This is a genomic window from Saccharopolyspora sp. NPDC045839 (assembly GCF_056431645.1).
Genome location: NZ_JBWKKH010000006.1, coordinates 219,002 through 239,135, shown reverse-complemented (window position 1 = coordinate 239,135; position 20,134 = coordinate 219,002). Strand labels below are relative to the sequence as shown.

General features: G+C 70.9%; 20 protein-coding genes. 6 read left to right on the top strand and 14 right to left on the bottom strand.

The window, feature by feature from the left end; all coding sequences use genetic code 11:
- Positions 1 to 396: 396 nt before the first annotated feature.
- The 7 genes from AC07EQ_RS11615 to AC07EQ_RS11585 all read right to left on the bottom strand — a co-directional run bounded on the left by AC07EQ_RS11615 (position 397) and on the right by AC07EQ_RS11585 (position 7,080).
- Positions 397 to 1,161, bottom strand: coding sequence for an arginase family protein (locus AC07EQ_RS11615; RefSeq protein WP_478387940.1), 765 nt, complete (start codon positions 1,159 to 1,161; stop codon positions 397 to 399).
- 54 nt (positions 1,162 to 1,215) lie between these two features.
- The gene (locus tag AC07EQ_RS11610) at positions 1,216 to 2,049 is read right to left on the bottom strand and encodes an NAD(P)H-binding protein (RefSeq protein ID WP_478387939.1); all 834 of its coding nucleotides are present in this window, start codon (positions 2,047 to 2,049) and stop codon (positions 1,216 to 1,218) included.
- Between the two features lie 89 nt (positions 2,050 to 2,138).
- Complete coding sequence (locus AC07EQ_RS11605; protein ID WP_478387938.1) at positions 2,139 to 3,128, bottom strand: aldo/keto reductase; 990 nt, start codon at positions 3,126 to 3,128, stop codon at positions 2,139 to 2,141.
- Positions 3,125 to 3,451 carry an L-rhamnose mutarotase gene (locus AC07EQ_RS11600; RefSeq protein WP_478387937.1) on the bottom strand — a complete coding sequence of 109 codons (327 nt, stop codon included), beginning with the start codon at positions 3,449 to 3,451 and terminating at the stop codon, positions 3,125 to 3,127. Before AC07EQ_RS11600 ends, AC07EQ_RS11605 begins: the two co-directional genes overlap by 4 nt.
- A 13-nt stretch (positions 3,452 to 3,464) precedes the next feature.
- A complete protein-coding gene (locus AC07EQ_RS11595) occupies positions 3,465 to 4,214 on the bottom strand; it encodes an SDR family NAD(P)-dependent oxidoreductase (RefSeq protein WP_478387936.1) in 750 nt (249 codons plus the stop codon).
- Complete coding sequence (locus AC07EQ_RS11590; protein WP_478387935.1) at positions 4,207 to 5,532, bottom strand: L-fuconate dehydratase; 1,326 nt, start codon at positions 5,530 to 5,532, stop codon at positions 4,207 to 4,209. The genes AC07EQ_RS11595 and AC07EQ_RS11590 overlap by 8 nt, the downstream gene beginning before the upstream one ends.
- A 363-nt stretch (positions 5,533 to 5,895) precedes the next feature.
- On the bottom strand, positions 5,896 to 7,080 hold the full coding sequence (locus AC07EQ_RS11585) for a macrolide family glycosyltransferase (protein WP_478387934.1): 1,185 nt from the start codon (positions 7,078 to 7,080) through the stop codon (positions 5,896 to 5,898).
- 406 nt (positions 7,081 to 7,486) lie between these two features.
- On the opposite strand from AC07EQ_RS11585, the gene AC07EQ_RS11580 reads away from it, so the two are divergent.
- Both AC07EQ_RS11580 and AC07EQ_RS11575 read left to right on the top strand, forming a co-directional pair.
- Positions 7,487 to 8,173, top strand: coding sequence for an MBL fold metallo-hydrolase (locus tag AC07EQ_RS11580; protein ID WP_478387933.1), 687 nt, complete (start codon positions 7,487 to 7,489; stop codon positions 8,171 to 8,173).
- 51 nt (positions 8,174 to 8,224) lie between these two features.
- Entirely contained in the window at positions 8,225 to 8,902 is a 678-nt protein-coding gene (locus AC07EQ_RS11575) for a flavin reductase family protein (RefSeq protein ID WP_478387932.1), read from the top strand.
- Between the two features lie 47 nt (positions 8,903 to 8,949).
- Here the strand turns inward: AC07EQ_RS11575 and AC07EQ_RS11570 are convergent, their stop codons facing one another.
- The 3 genes from AC07EQ_RS11570 to AC07EQ_RS11560 all read right to left on the bottom strand — a co-directional run bounded on the left by AC07EQ_RS11570 (position 8,950) and on the right by AC07EQ_RS11560 (position 12,150).
- Positions 8,950 to 9,978 carry a tetratricopeptide repeat protein gene (locus AC07EQ_RS11570; RefSeq protein ID WP_478387931.1) on the bottom strand — a complete coding sequence of 343 codons (1,029 nt, stop codon included), beginning with the start codon at positions 9,976 to 9,978 and terminating at the stop codon, positions 8,950 to 8,952.
- A gap of 235 nt (positions 9,979 to 10,213) precedes the next feature.
- Positions 10,214 to 10,612 (bottom strand): thiol-disulfide oxidoreductase DCC family protein, encoded by a 399-nt coding sequence (locus tag AC07EQ_RS11565; protein WP_478387930.1) that lies wholly within the window; start codon positions 10,610 to 10,612, stop codon positions 10,214 to 10,216.
- A gap of 134 nt (positions 10,613 to 10,746) precedes the next feature.
- Entirely contained in the window at positions 10,747 to 12,150 is a 1,404-nt protein-coding gene (locus tag AC07EQ_RS11560; RefSeq protein ID WP_132485275.1) for an NAD(P)H-quinone dehydrogenase, read from the bottom strand.
- A gap of 224 nt (positions 12,151 to 12,374) precedes the next feature.
- On the opposite strand from AC07EQ_RS11560, the gene AC07EQ_RS11555 reads away from it, so the two are divergent.
- Both AC07EQ_RS11555 and AC07EQ_RS11550 read left to right on the top strand, forming a co-directional pair.
- Entirely contained in the window at positions 12,375 to 12,827 is a 453-nt protein-coding gene (locus AC07EQ_RS11555) for a gamma-glutamylcyclotransferase family protein (RefSeq protein WP_132485273.1), read from the top strand.
- An 80-nt stretch (positions 12,828 to 12,907) separates the two neighbouring features.
- Entirely contained in the window at positions 12,908 to 13,693 is a 786-nt protein-coding gene (locus AC07EQ_RS11550; RefSeq protein ID WP_478387929.1) for a DeoR/GlpR family DNA-binding transcription regulator, read from the top strand.
- A 10-nt stretch (positions 13,694 to 13,703) separates the two neighbouring features.
- Here AC07EQ_RS11550 and AC07EQ_RS11545 read toward each other — a convergent pair whose 3' ends face one another.
- Positions 13,704 to 14,681: a helix-turn-helix transcriptional regulator gene (locus tag AC07EQ_RS11545; RefSeq protein ID WP_478387928.1), complete on the bottom strand. Its 978-nt coding sequence runs from the start codon at positions 14,679 to 14,681 to the stop codon at positions 13,704 to 13,706.
- Positions 14,682 to 14,744: 63 nt separating this feature from the next.
- On the opposite strand from AC07EQ_RS11545, the gene AC07EQ_RS11540 reads away from it, so the two are divergent.
- Positions 14,745 to 15,527 (top strand): nuclear transport factor 2 family protein, encoded by a 783-nt coding sequence (locus tag AC07EQ_RS11540; protein WP_478387927.1) that lies wholly within the window; start codon positions 14,745 to 14,747, stop codon positions 15,525 to 15,527.
- On the opposite strand, the gene AC07EQ_RS11535 is transcribed toward AC07EQ_RS11540, so the two are convergent.
- A complete protein-coding gene (locus tag AC07EQ_RS11535) occupies positions 15,528 to 16,970 on the bottom strand; it encodes an FGGY-family carbohydrate kinase (RefSeq protein ID WP_478387926.1) in 1,443 nt (480 codons plus the stop codon).
- 34 nt (positions 16,971 to 17,004) lie between these two features.
- The gene (locus AC07EQ_RS11530; RefSeq protein WP_478387925.1) at positions 17,005 to 17,718 is read right to left on the bottom strand and encodes an HAD family hydrolase; all 714 of its coding nucleotides are present in this window, start codon (positions 17,716 to 17,718) and stop codon (positions 17,005 to 17,007) included.
- Between the two features lie 158 nt (positions 17,719 to 17,876).
- On the opposite strand from AC07EQ_RS11530, the gene AC07EQ_RS11525 reads away from it, so the two are divergent.
- Entirely contained in the window at positions 17,877 to 19,352 is a 1,476-nt protein-coding gene (locus AC07EQ_RS11525; RefSeq protein ID WP_478387924.1) for an FGGY family carbohydrate kinase, read from the top strand.
- Between the two features lie 11 nt (positions 19,353 to 19,363).
- On the opposite strand, the gene AC07EQ_RS11520 is transcribed toward AC07EQ_RS11525, so the two are convergent.
- Complete coding sequence (locus AC07EQ_RS11520) at positions 19,364 to 20,032, bottom strand: hypothetical protein (protein WP_478387923.1); 669 nt, start codon at positions 20,030 to 20,032, stop codon at positions 19,364 to 19,366.
- Positions 20,033 to 20,134 lie beyond the last annotated feature (102 nt).

The window sequence follows — 20,134 nt, the reverse complement described above, 5'->3', positions numbered from 1 at the left end:
AGTGGTCGCGCCACGCCTGACAGCAAATCCGAGAAAGGCGCGCGCGACGTCCGATTGCCCTTCTCCGCTGGGAAAACAGCGTATCGGGGCCGAGTGACGAATCCCACCCCGGGGCCAAATGGCCGATAAGCAGGGAGTACGCGACCGAACACCTGGAGTGAGAAGTCAACGGCCCGCGGGCCGTGCCCGGGCCGACGGCGACCGCACCGAGGCCCCGGTTCGCGGCTGCCCTGCCGGATGGGTTTGCGGCCGGGTGGTGCGTGCCGAACGCACCACCCGGCTCATGGCACCGCCGCGCGCCGGTCGAGGGGCGACGCGTCGCGACGTGGCGGTGTGGCTCTCCCGGGTACGGCTGGCCGCGCCCGGGCGAGGATCGTCACCGGTCCGGCGGAAGACCTAGTGCGGCGCTTCGCTCGCCGCCAACAGGTCTGCCAGGACTCGTGCCCTGGCTTCGCCGTGCTGTTCGTCGGGCCGCCAGGTGCAGGCGACGTCGAATGCCCGGACCCTTCCGGTGGACAGGATCCGCCGGATCGCGGTGAGCACCGCCGAACGCGACGGCCCACCGCCGACCGGGAAGCTCATGCCGGGCAACTCCGCGGTGTCGATCACGTCCAGGTCGATGTGCAGGAGCAGCGGCCCGTCCGGCAGGACGTCCTCGGTGATCTCATCGACCTCGCATCGCGCGATGTCCGAGGTCGCCAGGTACTCGACCTCCGCCTCGTCCAGGTCCCGGGCGTCCACCAGCAGCGCACGGTCTTCCGGCAGCGGGCGGAGCCCGAGCCGGTCCGCGATCAGCTCGGGGCGGTAGCCGACCGCTATCCGCAGCGGCATCCCGCCGACATAACCGGATTCCGTGGTCTCGACGGTCTGCACGTCGCCGTGCGCGTCGAACCAGACGATCGCCGCGTCGGTTCCAGCCCGCTGCAGTCCGGCGAGCACGGCGAGCGACACCATGCAGTCCCCGGAGACCACGGTCGGCACCTCGCCTCGGCCGGCGACCCGGGCAACCTCGTCGGCGGCAACGGAGTACAGCGCGCCGAGGCGCTGCCACACGTCGCCGTCCGGCAGCGGTACCTCCACCGCCGTGGCAGAGGAAGGCAGCGGGAGGCCGGGCTCGGGCAACCGCTCGTCGAGGTGGTAAGGAACCGAAACAATCGACATATCAAGAGATTAGGCGTTCCGGAACACAATCGGCGACCGGTTTTCCGGGCCGCATCAACGGAAGTCGTCCGCGTGGTCGACTGCCCACTGGGCGAACGTGCGCGCCGGGCGCCCGGTCACCTGCTCAACCGTCCGCACCGGCGGCTCCGCGTTCTCGACGTTGCGCGCCCCGTAGGAGAGGAGCGCGTCGACGATGGCTTCCGGCATGCCTTCGGTGACCATGTGTGCGCGGGCCTGCTCCAGCGTCTGCTCCTCAAGCCCGATCTCGCGGCCGATCGCGGCGCTGATCGCCTGCACCTGCTCGCGCACCGTGAGCGCCTCCGGCCCGCTCAGCGCGTAGGCCGCTCCGGCGTGCCCGTCCTCCAGCAAGGCGGTCGCCGCCACCGCCGCGATGTCGTCCTCGTGGATCGGCGTCTGCTGGGCATCCACGAACGGCTCGCGGACGACTCCTTCGGTTCGGATCGAGCCGGCCCAGGCCAGGGTGTTGGTCGCGAACGCGCCGGGTCGCAGGAACGTCCACTCGAAGCCGCCTGCTTCCACGGCTTCCTCGATCACCTGGTGCCGCTCGCCGATCGCGTTGCCGTCGGCGAACTCCACCGCCTTCGACGACAACACGACGACACGACGAACACCGGCCGTCTTCGCCCGCTCGACGAACGCCTCGATCCCTTCGGGCACCGGGAACAGGAACACGCTGTCGACCCCGGCCAGCGCCTTCCCCAGCGCATCCGAATCGGCGAGGTCGCCCCGCAGCACCTCGACATCACCCGGCAGCCCGGCCGCTTCCGGGCGCCTGGTCAACGCCCGCACCTGAGTCCTGGCGGCCAGCAGGCGATCCACCACGCGCCGCCCGACATTCCCCGTCGCACCGGTAACCAACACGGTCATGAAGAAACCCCCTCAGAGCGTTCGGTGATCACTTCCCAAGTTAGAACCTCCACCGCGCTCGAGGTCAAATGAATAGCCCGGAATCAGCATCAGACCGGAAGCACCGAGTCAGGGCGCAGCAGGTCCTCCACGATCAGATCGCCCCAGAGGTCGGCCGGGACCGCACGGCCGAACAGTTCGGCGTTGCCACGGACCTCCGACGCGGTTCGAGCGCCCACCACGACGCTCGCGACCGCCGGATGCGAAGCGACGAAGGCCATCGCGACCTGCGGCACGCTCGCGCCGTGCCGGTGGATCACCTCGGCCATCCGCGCCACGCGCTCCCGCACCTCCGGCGCGGCCGGGGCGTAGTCGTACATCGCTTCCGGGCCGGGCTCGTCGGTGGCCAGCACCCCGCCGTTGAAGACGCCGGCCGCGAGCACCGATACGTTGCGCCGGAGGCACGTCGGCAGCATGGTGTCCACTGCGGACTGTTCGAGCAAGGTGTACCGGCCCGCCAGCATCACCGCATCGACGTCGGTCTCGACGGCGAACCGCTCCAGCATCCGCCACTGGTTCATGCCGACGCCGACCGCACCGATCACGCCCTGCGACCGGAGCTCGTGCAGGGCCGGGTACGCCTCGCCGACGGCCTGTTCCCAGTGGTCGTCCGGGTCGTGGATCAGCACGACGTCGATCCGGTCCAGACCGAGCCGGTCCAGGCTGGCATCCAGCGAACGCCGCACCCCATCCGCGCTGAAGTCCCACACCCTCCGGTGGTCGGCGGGGACGTCGAAGCCCGCGTCGTCCCGCCGCGCCGAGCCGCGTGGATCGGGCACGAGCAGCCTGCCGACCTTGGTCGACACGACCAACTCGTCCCGCGGCCGCCCGGCGAGGGCCCGGCCGAGTCGGCGCTCGGCCAGCCCTAGCCCGTAGTGCGGGGCGGTGTCGAAGAAGCGGATGCCCGCGTGCCACGCCGCATCCACCGCTGCGAACGCGGTGTCCTCATCCACCGCACGGTAGAGGTTGCCGATCACCGCGCCGCCGAATCCGAGCGCCGAGACCGAAACCGCCGAGCCGCCCAGCCGAACGGACTTCATGCGCCCCCGCTCCCGGGTAGCTCCCACACCTGCGTCAGGCCGGTGTCGGTGCCTGAGTAGTCGTCCTCGACCGCCAGCAGCTCGGACATCGTGGCCTGCCAGGCGACATTCGCGGGGTGATCGCGCAGCGCGTGCCGCATCGCCTGGTAGTCCTCGACCTCCACGACGTGGAACAGGTCCTGGCCGTCGCGCCAGATCCGCCAGCTCTGCACGCCCGCGGCGCGGAGAGCCGCATCCAGGTCCGCCGGGATCACCGCGTGCACCTGCTCGTACTCCGCTTCCTTGCCGGGTTTCAGCTTGGTGTGCAAGGCGATTCGCTGCATCTCCGGCTCCCCCTCAGCTCTTCCGCAGGCGCAGGCCCTGCATCCCGCCGTCCACGGCGAGCGCCGTGCCGGTGGTCGCCCCGGCCGCCGGACCGGCGAGGTAGGCGACGGCCCCCGCGACCTCGGCCGCCGACACGAGCCGCCCGGTGGGCTGGCGGGCCTGCAGCGCGCGCAGCTCCGCCTCCGGATCGTCGGCCGCGTCGAGCAGCCGGCGCACCCACGGGGTGTCGACGGTGCCCGGGTTGATGCAGTTGACGCGGATTCCCTCCGCCACGTGGTCGGCGGCCATCGCCATGGTCAGCGACAGCACCGCCCCCTTGCTCGCGCTGTAGAGCGCCCGGTTGGGCAGTCCTGCGGTGGCCGCGATCGAGCAGGTGTTCACGATCGCCGCGGCCGGGGACCGGCGCAGGTGCGGCAGGCACGCCCGGGTCGTGCGCACGATGCCCAGGACGTTGACGTCGAAGACCCTGTTCCACTCGTCGTAGGCGTTGGCCTCGACGGTGCCCTGGGCACCGATTCCGGCGTTGTTGACCAGGACGTCCACGCCGCCGAGCCGCTGCGCGACCTGCTCGACGGCGGCGGACACCGACTCCTCGTCCGTCACGTCGCAGCGCAACCCCAGCACATCCGCCGGCGCGCCGGAGGGATCGAGGTCCAGGGCGGCGACGGCGGCCCCGCGCGCGGCCAGCTCGGTGGCAACCGCCAGCCCGATGCCCGAACCGGCCCCGGTGACGACGGCGGTCCGTCCGGCGAATTCACTCATGCATCCGTCCCCTCCCGTTCGACGTCCACACCGGGCCGTCGGGGTACACGTACTCGACCAGCGTTTCCGATCGCAGCTGTGCGGAGAACCCGGGGCGGTCGGGTGCCAGGTAGTTGCCGCCGCGGATCGTCACCGGATCGACGAAGTGCTCGTGCAGGTGATCGACGTACTCGATGACCCGGTCCTTCATCGACCCCGACACCGCGACGAAGTCGAACATGGCCAGGTGCTGCACCAGCTCGCACAGGCCCACCCCACCCGCGTGCGGGCACACCGGCACCCCGAACTTCGCCGCGAGCAACAAGATCGCCACGTTCTCGTTGACGCCGGCCACCCGCGCGGCGTCCAGTTGCAGGTAGGACAGCGCGTTCGCCTGCAAGAGCTGCTTGAACACCACCCGGTTCGCCACGTGCTCGCCGGTGGCGACCCGGACCGGGGCGATCGCCTGCGCGATGGCCGCGTGGCCGAGCACGTCGTCCGGGCTGGTCGGCTCCTCCACCCACCATGGGTCGAACGGCGCGAGTTCCCGGATCCAGTCGATCGCGGTCCCCACGTCCCAGCGCTGGTTGGCGTCGACGGCGATGCGGATGTCCGGACCGACCTCCTCGCGGGCGATCCGCATCCGGCGGACGTCGTCCGCGAGGTCCGCACCGACCTTGAGCTTCAGCTGCCGGAACCCCAGGTCGACCGCCTCCCGGCAGAGCCTGCGCAGCTTCTCGTCGGAGTACCCGAGCCACCCCGGCGTCGTGGTGTACGCCGGGTAACCGCCTTCGCGGAGCTCCGCCGCCCGGGCGGCGCGCCCCGGCTCGGCCCGGCGCAGGATGTCCAGCGCTTCGTCCGGGGTCAGGGCATCGCTGAGATACCGGAAGTCGACGAGGTCGACCAGCTGTTCCGGCGTCAGCTCGGCGAGCAGCTGCCACAGCGGCTTGCCGGCCCTCTTGGCCTTCAGATCCCACAGCGCGTTGATCACTGCGGCGATCGCCATGTGGACCACGCCCTTCTCCGGGCCCAGCCAGCGCAGCTGGGAATCGTGCACCAGCTCTCGCCACATGCCGCCGAGGTCGTCCAGGGTGTGCTGGACTTCCCGGCCGGCCAGGGCCGGTTCGAGGGCCTTGATCGCGGCGGTCTGCACGTCGTTGCCGCGGCCGATGGTGAAGGCGAAGCCGTGCCCCTCGACCTCGTCGGGCACATCGGTGTCGATCACGACGTAGGACGCCGAGTAGTCCGGGTCCGGGTTCATCGCGTCCGAACCGTCCAGCTCACGGGAGGTGGGGAACCGGATGTCGTAGGTCCGGATCCCCCTGATCGCCCCAGCCATCACGTCCACCTCGTTTCGGGCACGTCCGCGCTCCTCCCGGCAACGCGTGCCCTCAGGTATAGCTACCGGAACAGCGAATTCCAAGATTCACTTCGCACCCGGTGTGCGGTACCGGATCGGCGAGGAGGACCGGCCGCCGGTTTCACCCGCAGGTGGACCACTCACAGGAGGACTGGGCCGCCGGGAGCCCGTCGTGAACGTGCTGCGGCATTGCGGGCGTGCATTGCCCGGCCGCGACCGAGCAGCGGCTCGACACCGAGAGCGAGCCTCGGCGCTCGCGGAACGCGACACGCCCCTGACTCGTCGCCCGGCGGCGGATGGTGGGCTGCCTGATTGCCCGGCAGCCCACCTCGACCGCTCTCGTCAGAGCAGGGACTCGGCGATTTCAGCGGCCCGCCGCAGGCCGCCGGATTCCAGGATCTCCCGCCGCATCTCCTTCAACCGCAGCCGGATCACCTCACTCGAGGTGACCTGCTCCAAAGCGGCCCGCAGCTGCTCCGGGGTCACCGACTCGCAGTCGACCTGCGTGCCCAGCTGGAGCTCTTCGATCCGGGCCGCGTTCAAGAACTGCTCGGCCGCCTGCGGGACCGCGATCAGCGGCACCTCGTGGTACAGGCCCTCCATGGTGCCGCCCATGCCCGCGTGCGTGATGAACGCGCTCGCCTGCGACAACACCCGCAACTGCGGAATCCATTGGCGCACATCGAAATTCGGCGGAATCTCACCGAGTTCCGCCGGATCGGTCGACCGCCCCACCGACATCACCACGTGCCAGTCGAGATCGGCGAACGCGCGCACGCACTTGCGGTAGAACTCCATCCGGTCGTTGTAGGCCGAGCCCAAGGAGATCACGAGCACCGGACGGGAGTCCGGCGCCTGCCAATCGTCCTGGAACGCGCGCTCGGTCAGCATCGGCCCCACGAAGGTGTAGGAGTCCGCGACCCGTTCCCCGGAGTACTGGAAGGAGCGGGGAATGGTCACGACGCAGCGGTTCGACACCTCCACGTCGTGGAAGACCAGTCCGGTGCCCTGCTGGGCGAAGTACTCGTCGTACCGCGCCCGCACCGCGAGGGCCTCCGGCGACAACTCGATGCCGAAGGTCTCCTCGACGCCCTCGAAGTACACGTGGGTCGGAGACAACTGGAGGCGGGGCACCTGCCACTTCTCCGACAGCACGAGCGCCTGGAAGGCCGCGATGTCGTACACGATGAGGTCCGGCCGGTCGCCCGCGTACGCCTGTTCGAGCTGCGGCACCACGGCCATCAGCTCTTCGAGGAACATCTCCTGGGCCGCGACCTGTTCCTCCGGCCATTCCTGCGTCTCCGCCGATGGGCCCGGCAGCATCGACGTGTAGCGGACCGGCGTCGCGCCGGCGTCCGCCACCTGCGTCGCGAAGTCATCGGTCGTCGCGTACGTGACGCGGTGCCCGCGAGCCACCAGTTCGGCGACCAGCCCGAGTCCCGGGTTCACGTGCCCGTGCGCCGGAATCGACATGAACGCGATGTGCGCGGGCCTGGTGCGGTAGCTGTTCTGAGCCGTGTCGGCCATCTTGTTCTACTCCTGATCAGGAACGCCCTCGCCGCAGCGAGCAGCGCGAAAGGTAATCGGATCGCCGCACCGGTCGCATGCAACCGCCTCGCACCGAACACCTGAGCGCGGACGGCCGGACACCGGCGGTCAGCGCTCGGAGGTTGCGAGCGGTGAATTCCCGGACTGGGAACGACGCGCACCGAAGTGCGGTGGGATCAGGCGGTGTAGCCGCCTGGGGACCGCCGCCGTCGCGGCGTCCTGATCAGAGGTAGTACTGCACGTGGGCCATGCGCCGAGCATAACGGATCGCCCCGACTGATGTCGCACCGATTTCCGCAGCACGGGTGCTGCGCCACCGATTCAAACCTGTTCGCCCGCAACGAAAACAGCGGTAGCCGACCGAGAAGTGACCTAGGTTGACGGCATGGACGTGACCGAAGTGGCGCCGAACCTGTACTTCCTGCAGCTCGAGTTCGGGCAGGCGTACCTGTTGCGCGAGGGCCGCTCAGCAACCCTCATCGACACCGGGATCGCCGGGTCCGGCCAGGCCATCACCGGGCTGCTGGCCGAACTGGACGCCGAGCTCGACCGGATCGTCATCACCCACGGGCACGAGGACCACACCGGTTCCGCGGCCGAACTCCGTGCCGCGACCGGCGCACCCGTGCTGGCCCACGGCGCGGACGCGCCCGTCGTGCGCGGCGAGCGGAAGCGGGCCGATCCGGTGCTGCTCGACTGGGAACGTCCCCTCTTCGAGAGCATCACCCCGACTCTCCCGTCTCCGCCGCCCTGCCCGGTCGACCAGGAGCTCGCCGACGGCGACGTGCTGGACTTCGGCGGTGGCGCACGGGTGCTCTCCATCCCGGGGCACACCGCTGGAAGCATCGCTGTTTACTTGTCAAAGAGCCGAATTCTCTTCACCGGAGACACCATCGCCAACGTCGGCCAGTTGATGCTCGGCACGTTCAACGTTGATCGCGCGCGAACCATCGAGTCGTTCCACCGCCTCGCGGAACTCGACACCGAGGTCGCCTGCTTCGGCCACGGGGAGCCGATCACCGGCAACGCCGGCGCCGGACTTCGCGCGGCGGCGAAGCAACTCACGACGTAGTCCACAACACTTCGCTCCTCACCGAAGCAACACCTCCTTACCGTTCCACCCATGGAAACCACGTCGCCCAGCAACGACATCCGAACCAGCAGCGGTGCCGATGTCGACCACGTGACCATCGAGCCGAGCGTCCTGTACTTCGGAACGCCGGTGGCGTTGCTGTCGACCGAGAACTCCGACGGCACCGCGAACCTCGCGCCGATGTCGTCCGCCTGGGCCCTCGGCGACGTGATGGTCCTCGGGATGGGCGGCAGCTCCCACACCGCATCCAACCTCGAAGCTCGACCCGACCTCGTGATCAACTTCCCGGCGCCCGAGCAGTGGCCCGCGGTTGAACGCCTCGCACCCCTGACCGGCCGGAACCCGGTCCCGGAGCAGAAGAGCGGCGTGTTCCGCTTCGAACCGGACAAGTTCGGTGCCGCCGGGCTGCGCCCGGAGCCTTCGGGCCTGGTGCGCCCGCCCCGTGTCGCCGAGTGCCCGGTTCAGCTGGAGGCCCGCGCGACACGGGTTCGAGCCGATGCCACCGGAAGCTTCCGCATCATCGAGGCGCGGGTCCTTCGGGTGCACTGCGATCCGCGCATCGTCGTTGCCGGCACGCACCACATCGACCCGACGGCGTGGAGTCCCCTGATCTACAACTTCCGCCACTACTTCGGGCTCGGCCCGGAACTGGGGCACAGCTTTCGTTCCCAGACCCCGCATCCGAAGGACGCGACAGCGTCGGTGTAGGCCGGTGTTCGGCCGGACGCGAGCAGATGCGCGCTGAAGGCGCTTGTTCAGGCTGCGATCTCTGCCATTTCGCTGATCGCCTCCTCCACCATTCGCCTGGTGTGCCGCAGTTCCCGGCTGTCCAACCGGTCCCGCAAGGCGCACAGGTCGTGCTCGGTGGCAGGACGCGGCCGCCCCAGCTTGTCGAGGCTCTTCAGCAAGCCCAGCTCGGCCAGCGCGGCGCCGCGCGGTTCGTTGATGGACTGGAACATCTGCTTCGCGTCCCGGTACGTGCGTGCTGCCTCCCCGTACCAGCACGCGCGGAAGAGGACGTTGCCACGCATCTTGCGGTTGTAGGCCAGCGCACTGGCCAGGTCCATCCGGCGGCAGATCCGCTCGGCTCGCGACAACAGCTGCAGCGCCTCGTCGTGCTCCCCGCGCAACGACATGACGTCCGCCATCCCCCTCAGGGCCCAGGCCAGACCGCGCTCGTCCCCGCCTTCCTCCGCGATCTCGGCGGCCTCCGCGAACCGCTCCCACGCGGAGGCCAGGTCGCCCGCGTTGCGGTCGAGCTGGGCCAGGCCCTCCAGCGCCCACACCGTGTGCCGGCACTCGCCCCGCTTGCGGGCTTCGGCCAGCAGCTGCACGTGCAGCTCGCGTGCTTCCTCGTAGTCCCCGCGGATCCGCAGTGTTTCGGCGATCCCGGCGACAGAGTAGCCGTACGCGATCAGTTCGCCGGACTGCTTCGCGAGGTCCCGTGCGTGGCTGAGCCAACGCACCGCGGCCGCCATCTGCCCGCGCTGCCGGGCCAGGGTGCCGCCGCTCCACAGCGCCCACGCCATCGCGCCCCGCTCCCCCGCGCTGCGGGCCGTCCGATAGCTCGCCCGCCACGCCGCATCCGCCTCGTCGAGCCGGCCGAGGCGCCGGTACGCCTCCGCGACCGCCAGCCGCGCCTGGGCGAGCGCCAGGCCGACGCCCTCCTCCGCTGCCTGGGACTCGCGCTCCAACGCTGCCGCCAGCACATCCCCGAGGGCCGTGTTCACCGACATGTCCCGGAGCTTCCCCTGGTACTCCGGAGCGAATGCCTTGCCGTACATCTCGAGCCACCTGACCTTTCCACCGCGTTGGTGCTCAAGACGCACCAAATTGATTTGCGGCCACGCCCTCCGCCGATCCCCTGAAGCGGAGGGCGGGCCACTCCGAACCCCCGAACGACTTCAAAGCTATTGCGTCGCGAGGGGTCGGCGGCTCGGCCGAATTGGCAGCCCGGGTCAACCGATCGGCCAGGAAGAAGGCAGCGCTTCTAGTACTTTCGGCCGAGGCCGGCGGCGGTCAAGAACGAGCCGAATGGCCCGGACGCTCCGCAGGCGGCAGCTGGCAGGCCGGGGTGGCGCCCGGCAGCCGGTATCGGTTCGCCGCGACCCATCGGTAAGCCCACTCCGCCAGCACCCGCAGCACCGGGGCGGACATGAGCAGACCGAGCACCGGCCACGGCGTGCGGCAGTTCTTGAGCAGCTCCGCGACCGCGGCCGCGCCGCCGAACACGCGGCCCGACCTGGCCACCCACAGCACCTCGTGCCGGGCCCGGTCCGATGTGGTCCGCAGTGCGGCAAGATCCGCCTCCTGCCACGGCAGGATGCGCATGCGCACCGGCAGCCGCTCCGCGAGCCGCACGCTGCGCGTGCAGAACCCGCAGTCCCCGTCGTAGATCAGCACCGGCAGGTCTGACATGCCCGCACGCCCCTTTCCGCTGATCCGCCGACCGCCTCCAACAGCGGACGCGGCCAGGCGGTTGGCACCACGGTGAACCGCCTCGCGAGGCTTGCGCCGGCGTTCGGGCCGACGGATCGGCCGATCGGCGCGGGTCAGTCCAGGTCGTCGTGGCGCATCAGCAGGCGGCCGGCTTCGGTCAGCGAACCCGACAGCGACGGGTACACCGAGAAGGTATTCGCCAGGTTGTCGACGGTCACCTGGTTCTGCACCGCGAGTGCGATCGGCAGGATCAGCTCGCTGGCGTTCGGCGCCACCACGACACCGCCCACCACCACACCGGTCTGCGGCCGGCAGAAGACCTTGAGGAAGCCGCGCCGCAGGCCCTCCATCTTCGCCCGCGGGTTGGTCGCCAGCGGCATCGTCACGGTCCGCGCGGGCACCTCCCCGGAATCGATCGCCTGCTGGCTGATGCCGACCGTGGCGATCTCCGGGTGCGTGAAGACGTTCGCCGCGACGGTCTTGAGCTTGATCGGCGTGACGCCCTCACCGAGCGCGTGCCACATCGCGATGCGGCCCTGCATGCCCGCCACCGAGGCCAGCAGCAGCAGACCGGTGCAGTCGCCGGCCGCGTAGACGCCGGGCACGCAGGTCCGCGACACCCGGTCGACCGGGATGTAGCCGCCGCGGTCGGGCTCGATCCCCACCCGCTCCAGGCCGATGTCGGTGGTGTTGGGCACCGAGCCGACGGTCATCAGCGCATGGCTGGCCTCGACCTGCCGCCCGTCGGCGAGGTGGATCAGCACCCCGGAGTCGGTGCGCTCCACCTTCTCGGCCCGGGCGTGCTTGACGACCTCGGTGCCGCGCTCGGCGAACACCTCTTCCAGCACCGCCGCGGCGTCCGCGTCCTCGTGCGGCAGCACCCGGTCGCGACTGGAGATCATGGTGACCTTGACACCCATCTCGGTGTAGGCGGAGGCGAACTCCACACCGGTCACACCGGAGCCGATCACGGCCAGGTGCTCGGGCAGTTCGGGCAGGTCGTAGAGCTGCCGCCAGGTCAGGATCCGCTCCCCGTCGGGCTCGGCGCCCTTGAGGATCCGGGGCGTGGCGCCGGTGGCGATCAGCACGACGTCGGCAGGCAGCTCCTCGAAGCTGCCGTCGGCGAGATCGACCCCGATGTGGTGGACGGCCATGCCCTTGGTCGGGTTGGTGAACCGCGCGCGGCCCGGCAGGATCTTCACACCTTCGCGGCGGACCCTGGAGCGGATGTCGGCGGACTGCGCGAGCGCCAGGCCCTTGACCCGGCCGTGCACCACCGCGACGTCGACGTCGGAGTCCTCGGTCTTGGTGCGGATGCCCAGCTCACGGGCGTCCCGGAACGCGGAGCGCGCGCCGGCGGACGCGATGAAGGTCTTCGACGGGACGCAGTCGTAGAGCACGCACGCACCGCCGAGGCCCTCCGGCTCGACCAGCGTGACATCCGCCCCGTTCGAAGCCGCGACCAGCGCCGCCTCGTAGCCCGCGGGGCCGCCTCCCATGATCACGATGCGGGTCACTTCGCGCTCCTCCTCGGTCCGCCTGCCTTGTGGGCGCCGAACTCACCGTACGCTGCGACGAGTCCCGGCATTTCGGGTGGTACCGCGCGAGTTGACCATCGTGGCGCAGACCACTCGCAGGCGTTCCGGACGGGGCCGCGCGGAACGCCGGGCCGGGACCCCCACCCACATTCGTGACGTAGTCCGCTCCGCCACCCGGGCTGTCGATCGCTACCCTGTTGGGCGTGCCTCTGTACGCCGCGTACGGGTCCAACATGGACCCGGCCCAGATGATGAAGCGCGCCCCGCATTCCCCGATGGCGGGAACGGGCTGGCTGGTGGACTGGCGGCTGACCTTCGGCGGCGAGGACTACGGCTGGGAAGGGGCCCTCGCCACGATCGTCGAGCAGCCGGGCTCCCAGGTTTTCACGGTGCTCTACGACGTCAGCCCGGAGGACGAGCAGCAGCTCGACAACTGGGAAGGCGCCGAGCTCGGCATGCACAAGAAGCTGCGGCTGCGGGTGCAGACGCTGGACGGATCAGCGCTCGCCTGGCTGTACGTGCTGGACGCCTACGAAGGCGGGCTGCCGTCGGCGCGCTATCTCGGCGTGATGGCCGATGCGGCCGAAGCGGCCGGGGCGCCCGAGGACTACGTCGAGAAGCTGCGCAAACGCCCGTGCCACAACGTCGGCCCGTGAACCCCGCGTGACATCCGGACCGAATATCACGTCTCTCGTGTGATAATCACTCCGGTTGCACGCGCGAGGTGAGGGGGTCCATGGCCGACGCAGGCACGCCGGTCAACCAGCAGGACCGGCGCGAGCAGATCCGCCAAGAGGTGCTGGCGAGCGGGTTCGTCCGCATCGAGGCGCTGGCAGCCGAGCACGGGGTCAGCGGCATGACCATCCACCGCGACCTGGACGTCCTCGAACAGCAGGGCTGGCTCCGCAAGGTTCGCGGCGGTGCGACGTCGACGCCGACCGCGCTGCTGGAGACCTCGGTGCGGGCCCGGATCGCCGACGCGGCCGACGAGAAGGCGCGCATCGCGAAGCACGCCATCCGGCACGTTTCCCCCGGTCAGGTCGTCGCGCTCGATGACAGCACCAGCGCGCTCGCGGTCGCGGAGCAGTTGGCGCCGCTGGGTCCGCTGACCGTCGTGACGAACTTCCTGTCCGTGATCAACCTGCTCAGCGGCGAGCCGGGGCTGCACCTGATCGGGCTCGGCGGCGACTACCAGCCGTCCTACGACGCGTTCCTCGGCCTGCACACCGCGGGCATGGCCCGCACGATGCGCTCCGACGTGCTGTTCATGTCGACCACCGCGGTCGTCGACGGGCACTGCCTGCACCGCTCGCAGGAGACGATCCAGGTCAAGCGCGCGCTCATGGAGACCACCGGCAAGCGCGTGCTGCTGCTGGACCACTCCAAGTTCGACCGGCGCGCCGTGCACGAGCTCGCGCCGCTGACCGAGTTCGACGTCGTCGTGGTCGACGCGGGAACCCCGGCGCCGCTGCGCGACGAGCTGCGGGCGGCGGGCGTGGCGCTGGAGATCGCCGAAGGCTGATCACCGGCGTTCATGCCGTGCCGTAGATGCGGTTCAGGCCGTCGAGCGTCGTGGTGAGCCGTTCCCGGAGCTCGACCGGGGCGAGGACTTCGGCGTCGGCACCGAGTTTGAGCAGCTCCGGGAGGGCTTGGTCGACGGACTCGATCGGGATCGTCACCTTGGTCCAGCCGTCGGCGTCGGGGGCTTCCGCGGTTCGCCGTGCCGCCCGCGCCACGGCCGGCTCCACCAGGTGCGGCAGCCGGTCGAGGGCGTGCGGGGAAACCCTGATCGTCGCTTCACCCCGGTGGCGTCGCGCATCGAACTGCTCCAGGTACGCCTGCCAGTGGGTGGCCAGGTCGAAGCCGGCCGGCCGGGAGAAGCGCTCGTCGAGGACGTGCAGGTCGACGATCCGGGAGATGCGGTAGGTGCGGATCCGCCCGGCCGCCCCGGCCACGAGGTACCACCGGCCCGCCTTCAGGACCAGCCCGTACGGGTGCGCGGTCCGGGTCGTCTCGTGCGGTTCGGCCCAGCGCAGGTAGCGCATCCGCACCGCTCGGTTGTTCCAGACCGCGTCGGCGACCTCGGTCAGGTGCGGCGTGCGGTCCGCGCCTCGGTACCACGCCGGGGCGTCCAGGTGGAACCGTTCGGTGATCCGCTCGGCGCGATCGCGCAGCTCAGCGGGCAGGGCGGCCTTGAGCTTGAGCTGGGCCGCGGTCACGACGGCACCCAGTCCGAGCTCGGCGGCGGCCGCGGGCAGCCCGGTCAGGAACAGCGACTCGGCCTCGCCGGCGGTCAGGCCGGTCAGCTTGGTGCGGAAGCCTTCGAGCAGCCGGTACCCGCCCTCGTGGCCAGGCTCGCCGTAGAGCGGCACGCCCGCCGCGCTGAGCGATTCCACGTCGCGGTAGATGGTTCGCGCCGACACCTCCAGCTCGTCGGCCAGCTCCTGCGCCGTCATCCGCTGCCTGGTCTGCAGCAGCAACAGGATCGATACCAGCCGGCTCGCGCGCATGAGCGGAAGTCTGCCGAGATCCACTGACAGGAGATGTCAGGGAAGCCCGAATAGCGTCCGCGCATGAACATCGACATCGACCCGTTCGTCGAGCGCTACGTCGCAGTGTGGAACGAGCCCGACCCGGTCGCCCGGCGCAGCGCCATCGCCGCGCTCTGGGCCGAGGACGGCGTCGAGGTGATCGAGTCGGCGCGGTTCCGGGGCCACGACGAGCTCGAAGCCCGGATCGCCGCGGCCCACGAGGAGTTCGTGCGGGGCGCCGGTTTCACGTTCCGGGCCGCAGGCGACGCCGCCGGTCACCACGACGTCATCACCTTCACCACGCACATGGTGCCCGCCGGAGGCGGTGACATCGCCTGGACCGGCCGGGCAGTCGTCGTCCTCGGTCCGGACGGCCTGATCCGCTCCGACCACCAGTTCACCGTGCCGACCGGAGACACCCGGTCCACTGTGGATGATTTCCTCCGCAGGCTCGCCAGCGGCGACCCGGACCGGATCGCCGGCCTGTTCGCCGAGCGCGTCGACTGGGTGCTGGACTGGCCGGCCGGCGGCCATCCGGCGGTGCCCTGGATCCGGCCCCGCTCGACCAGGGCGGACGTCGCCGAGCACTTCCGCATGATCGCCGAATTCCACGTGCCCGGAGAGGCTGCCGGACCCACACCGCGGGTCCTCGTGGACGGCAACGAGGCGGTCGTGCTCGGCGACATCCGCCAGACGGTCAAGGCCACCGGCGAGCCGTACACCGCGCTCTGCGCGCTGCACCTGGTCGTCGAGGACGGCCTGATCACGCGCTACGCCGTCTACGAGGACAGCCTCACGGTCGCGGAAGCCCTCTCCGGCTCCTGATCAGGCCGCGGGGACCCAGCCCCGGTCGCGGAGCTCGTCGAGGAAGCGCCGGTAGCTGTCGTCCAGCTGCCGCACTTCAGCCCGCACCGGCTCGACGAGTTCGCCACCGGGCACCATCGCCGCCGCCGCAGTGCTCAGATTCGGGTAGGTCGAACCGCTGGCCGCCAGCAGCGCCGCGCCCAACGCCGTACCCGCGCCTTGGACGCGCAGCACCGGCTTGTCCAGCACCGACGCCCTGATCTGGCACCAGGCGATACTGCGGGCGCCGCCGCCTGCGGTGCGCACAGCGCCCTCTGCCGGCGCGCCGAGCTCGGCCAGCCGCTCCAGCGCGAGCCGCTCGCAGAAGGCGACGCCTTCGAGGCGGGAGCGGTACTCGTCGACCCGGTCCGCGGGCGTGCCGAGCGTGAACCGCGTGGCATTCGCCGCGAGGAACGGGAACCGCTCCCCCTCGCCGCGCAGCGGGTAGCCGACCACGCTCGCCGGTCCGCGCTCGGTCGCCGCCGCGTCCAGGCTCGACAGCTCGGACGGTTCCACATCGGAGAGCGCCGAGCCGCCGATGTTCGCCGCGCCGCCGGGCAGCCACATCCCGTCCGGGTGCAGGTGGCTGTACACCGCGCCGGCCGGATCGTGCACGAGCTCCTTGGAGACTCCCTTGAGCACCAGGGTGGTGCCGAGGACCGTCACGAACTGCCCGACGTCGACCGCTCCGCAGGCCAGCTGCCCGGCGCAGCCGTCGGTCATCCCGGCACGCACCTCGCAGCCGACCGGGAGTCCGGTCCGCGCCGCGGCGTTCGCATCGACGGTGCCCAGCACCGCCGTCGGGCGCACGACCTCCGGAAGCAGCCCGCCCGGCACGCCCAAGGCATCGAACGCCTCGATGGCCCATTCGCCGTCGACCGCGTCGTAGCCGCTCTTCAGCGCGTGGCTGGAATCGGTCGCGACCGGATGCCCGACGAGCTTCCAGGCGATGACGTCGGGCGTGTGGCACACCCGCGCCGTGCCGTCCGGGAGGTGTCGCGCCAGCCAACCGATCCGGGCCAGGCCGGAGCCCGCCGACGGCGTGATGCCGGTGCGCCGCCAACGGCTCGCACCCACCTCGGTGGCGATCAGGGCTTCCGCGTCGGCACGCCGGTCGTCGTACATCAGCGCCGCCGTGAGCGGCTCGCCGTCACCGTCGACCGGAACGACTGTGCCCGACGTCGCCGAGATCGCCAGCGAGCGGATTTCGCTGCTGCGCGAACCCAAAGCGGCCGTGCACTCGGCAAGGCTGTCGCGCACCGCGGGCCACCAGGTGGTCGCGTCCTGCTCGGAGCGTCCACCCGGGGATCGCACCGGCTGCGGCAACCGCCGGGACGCCGCGGCGATCACCGAGCCCGCCGGATCGTGGATCTGCACCCGGACGTTGGCGGTCGCGACGTCGACGCCCGCGACGAGCTCGGTCATCGGCAAGCCTCCAGCGGTTTCGAGAGTTGTTCGCTCATTCGGCCCCCTGCAGGCGTTCCAGCGCGGTGGGCAGCTCTGCCAGCGAGAACACCGCCACATCGGGCTCGGCGAGCTGCTCCGGCGTGGGCTCCGGCGGCGCTTCGCCGCGCACCACCCAAACCGTGCGCAGCCCGACCCGGTGCGCGCCGCGCACGTCGGTGTCGAGCCGGTTGCCGACGTGCACCGCGTTCTTCGGCTCGACGCCGGCCTCCCGCAGGGCGTGCTGGAAGATCCGCGGGTCCGGCTTCTCCGCGCCGACGACCTCCGAAACCGCCCAGATGTCGATGAAGTCGGCCACGCCGTCCCGGCGGAGCGCGTCCACGACGACCGCTCGCTGGTTCGCCACGACCGCGAGTTTGTAGCGACCGGCGAGCTCGCGCAGCGTCGGGAGCACGTCGGCGTGCAGCGCCGACGGCGGGTACTCCCAGTAGCGCTCGGCGCGGTCGGACAGCCGCTGCCGGTCCTGCGCGGTCAGGAACCGCTCGGCGACCGCGGTGCGCAGGGACCCGCCCTGGGCTTGGCGGCGTTCGTCGTAGACCTGCTGGAACTCGGCTTCGTCGACGCTCCGGCCATCTTCGGCCGCCAGCTCTCGTGCGGCGCGCAGCAACGCGTCGCGGTAGGCCTTGTCGTCGTAGATGGGGCCGCCGACGTCGAGCAGCACGAGGTCGATGCGGTCGTTCTCCGAGCCGGGGCCGGGTTGAGGCGGCACGTGGCGTCCTTCCGGTCGTGGTCCGCAACCGGGACCTTGGTGTCACATCCCATCGCAAACATAACATCTATCTTGAAATTTTTAACACCAAATGTTGTGATGTTCTCTGGTCGAGCCGACCGGATCGACCAGGCAGGCGGGATCAGGAGGACACGCCCGTGATCACCATCGGCATCGACGCCGGCACCTCGGTGGTGAAGAGCGTCGCCTACGCCTCGGACGGCACCGAGCTCGCGGTCGTCCGCCGCCCGACCCGGGTCGAGCGGCCCCGGCCCGGCTGGGCCGAACAGGACATGCCCGAGGTCTGGTCGGCCGTCGCCGACACCGTCGCCGAACTCGTCCGCGAGCTCCGCGCCGAGGTCGCAGCGCTGGCGATCACCGCGCAGGGCGACGGCTGCTGGCTCGTCGACGAGGCAGGCCGGCCGACCGGTCCCGCGCTGCTCTGGAACGACGCGCGCGCCTCGGCGATCGCCGCGAACTGGGCCGACTCCGGGCTGCTCGCCGAACTGTTCAAGATCAACGGCTCGGTCGGCTTCGCCGGGCTGCCGCACGCGCAGCTCAGCTGGCTCGCCGAGCACCAGCGCGACCGGATCGCCACCGCCGCGAAGGTGCTGACCTGCGGCGGCTGGCTGTTCAACTGCCTGACCGGCCGCCTGGCCTGGGACGTCTCGGAGGCCTCCAACCCGTTCCTCGACGCGCGGACCGGGCTCTACTCCGACGCGGTGCTCAACGAACTCGGTCTGGACTGGGCGCAGCGGCTGCTGCCCGACGCCGTCGACGGCGCGCAGCGGATCGCGCCGTTGCAAACGTCCGCGGCCGAGCAGCTGGGCGTTCCGGAAGGCACGCCGGTCGTGCTGGGCGCCTACGACGTGATCTCCACCGCGATCGGCGCGGGCGTGACCGAGCCCGGGCAGGCCTGCACCATCCTCGGCACCACGATCTGCACCGAAGTGATCAGCGACGAGCCCCGGTTGGACCGCGCTCCCGTCGGCATGTCGCTGCGCACCCCGATGCCCGGTCGCTGGATGCTCGCCAGCGCCACGCTCGCCGGGACCGAGGTCGTCGAATGGGCCTGCCGGATGCTCGGCCTGCCCAACCCGGAGAACCTCACCGAGCTCGCCGAACAGGCCGAGCCGGGCAGCAAGGACCTGCTGATGCTGCCGTACCTCTCGCTCGGCGGTGAGCGCGCGCCCTTCTACGACCCGGCCGCGCGCGGCAGCCTGCAGGGCCTGAGCCTGGAGCACGGCCCCGCCGAGATCGCCCGGGCCTGCCTGGAGGGGCTGGCCATGGTGATCCGGGACTGCCTGGTCGCCAGCACCGCGCAGCCCACCGAGCTGCGGCTCACCGGCGGTGGCTCGGCGAACCCGCTGTGGCGCCAGGTGATCGCGGACGTCACCGGGCTGCCGGTCGTGCGCACCACCGACGAACAGGCCGGGGCGCGGGGCGCGGCGGTGACCGCGCACGCATTGCTGACGGGCCGCGACATCACCGACGTCGCCCGCGAGCTGGTCGGCACGTCGGAACCGTTGCGGCCGACCGAGAGCAACCGCGCGCTGTACGACGACGCATACGCCCGGTTCGTCGAGGTGCGCGAATCCGCCCAGGCCGCCGGTTGGTTCCGGCGCGCGGACTGACGTTCGGCTGCTCATCGCGCACCTCCGACCAGCACGCCGCGAGGCCTGGACCACGCGAGTTCGAGCAGGGCCGTGGCTCGCCGGGTGCCCCGCCGATCCCTGCGCCGGACGAGCCGTTCGGCGACGAGCGCCCGGAAGCGCTCAGCGGCTTCACCGAGCTGGGCGAGCGCCTGCTCCAGGCAGTCCAGCGCCGACCGCTGCTCGCCGGTGCACAGCAGTTCGCAGATGGCGACGTCCAGCGCCTGGGTGCGCAGCCCGTCGAGCTCGACGACGTCGCACTCCCTGACCCAGGCCTGGTGGATGACGAGATCCGGCTGGGACCGGAGCTCGCGGTCGTAGGGAATGGTCACGTGGACCACGCCGTCGGCGGCGAGATCGCAGCCGTGCATCGCCACTGCGGTGGCGCCGGACAGCACGGCGTGCGACCCGGCGCGCAGCAGCGCGGCCGCCGCTCGGGTCAGCGGGTCGTGGACGCGAGTGGCCGGGACGACGACCCCGTACCAAGGCTCCACCCAGTCGCCTGCGGCCAGTCCGGCCGCAACCTCCGCACGACCGAGCGCCTGCTCCGCGTCGCGGCGGCTCATGGCACCGTGCAGCGAGGACTGCGGCCAGCCGCCCGGCATGTCGGGCTCGACGGCCACCGGCGGCCGCATTTCGGGAGAGATGATGTTCGCGGTCATGCCATTAAAGAGGCGGGAACCCCGCGAACAGATACAGCAGCGAGCGGATACACCTCATTCGGGTGGACTCAGCCGCGAACCGCGTGCAGGAGCCTGCCGATC

What these genes read in the sequence shown, in the direction of transcription:
- AC07EQ_RS11615 (WP_478387940.1), bottom strand. Translation starts at nt 1,161, where the DNA reads ATGTCGATTGTTTCGGTTCCTTACCACCTCGACGAGCGGTTGCCCGAG.
- AC07EQ_RS11610 (WP_478387939.1), bottom strand. Translation starts at nt 2,049, where the DNA reads ATGACCGTGTTGGTTACCGGTGCGACGGGGAATGTCGGGCGGCGCGTG.
- AC07EQ_RS11605 (WP_478387938.1), bottom strand. Translation starts at nt 3,128, where the DNA reads ATGAAGTCCGTTCGGCTGGGCGGCTCGGCGGTTTCGGTCTCGGCGCTC.
- AC07EQ_RS11600 (WP_478387937.1), bottom strand. Translation starts at nt 3,451, where the DNA reads ATGCAGCGAATCGCCTTGCACACCAAGCTGAAACCCGGCAAGGAAGCG.
- AC07EQ_RS11595 (WP_478387936.1), bottom strand. Translation starts at nt 4,214, where the DNA reads ATGAGTGAATTCGCCGGACGGACCGCCGTCGTCACCGGGGCCGGTTCG.
- AC07EQ_RS11590 (WP_478387935.1), bottom strand. Translation starts at nt 5,532, where the DNA reads ATGGCTGGGGCGATCAGGGGGATCCGGACCTACGACATCCGGTTCCCC.
- AC07EQ_RS11585 (WP_478387934.1), bottom strand. Translation starts at nt 7,080, where the DNA reads ATGGCCGACACGGCTCAGAACAGCTACCGCACCAGGCCCGCGCACATC.
- AC07EQ_RS11580 (WP_478387933.1), top strand. Translation starts at nt 7,487, where the DNA reads ATGGACGTGACCGAAGTGGCGCCGAACCTGTACTTCCTGCAGCTCGAG.
- AC07EQ_RS11575 (WP_478387932.1), top strand. Translation starts at nt 8,225, where the DNA reads ATGGAAACCACGTCGCCCAGCAACGACATCCGAACCAGCAGCGGTGCC.
- AC07EQ_RS11570 (WP_478387931.1), bottom strand. Translation starts at nt 9,978, where the DNA reads ATGTACGGCAAGGCATTCGCTCCGGAGTACCAGGGGAAGCTCCGGGAC.
- AC07EQ_RS11565 (WP_478387930.1), bottom strand. Translation starts at nt 10,612, where the DNA reads ATGTCAGACCTGCCGGTGCTGATCTACGACGGGGACTGCGGGTTCTGC.
- AC07EQ_RS11550 (WP_478387929.1), top strand. Translation starts at nt 12,908, where the DNA reads ATGGCCGACGCAGGCACGCCGGTCAACCAGCAGGACCGGCGCGAGCAG.
- AC07EQ_RS11545 (WP_478387928.1), bottom strand. Translation starts at nt 14,681, where the DNA reads ATGCGCGCGAGCCGGCTGGTATCGATCCTGTTGCTGCTGCAGACCAGG.
- AC07EQ_RS11540 (WP_478387927.1), top strand. Translation starts at nt 14,745, where the DNA reads ATGAACATCGACATCGACCCGTTCGTCGAGCGCTACGTCGCAGTGTGG.
- AC07EQ_RS11535 (WP_478387926.1), bottom strand. Translation starts at nt 16,970, where the DNA reads ATGACCGAGCTCGTCGCGGGCGTCGACGTCGCGACCGCCAACGTCCGG.
- AC07EQ_RS11520 (WP_478387923.1), bottom strand. Translation starts at nt 20,032, where the DNA reads ATGACCGCGAACATCATCTCTCCCGAAATGCGGCCGCCGGTGGCCGTC.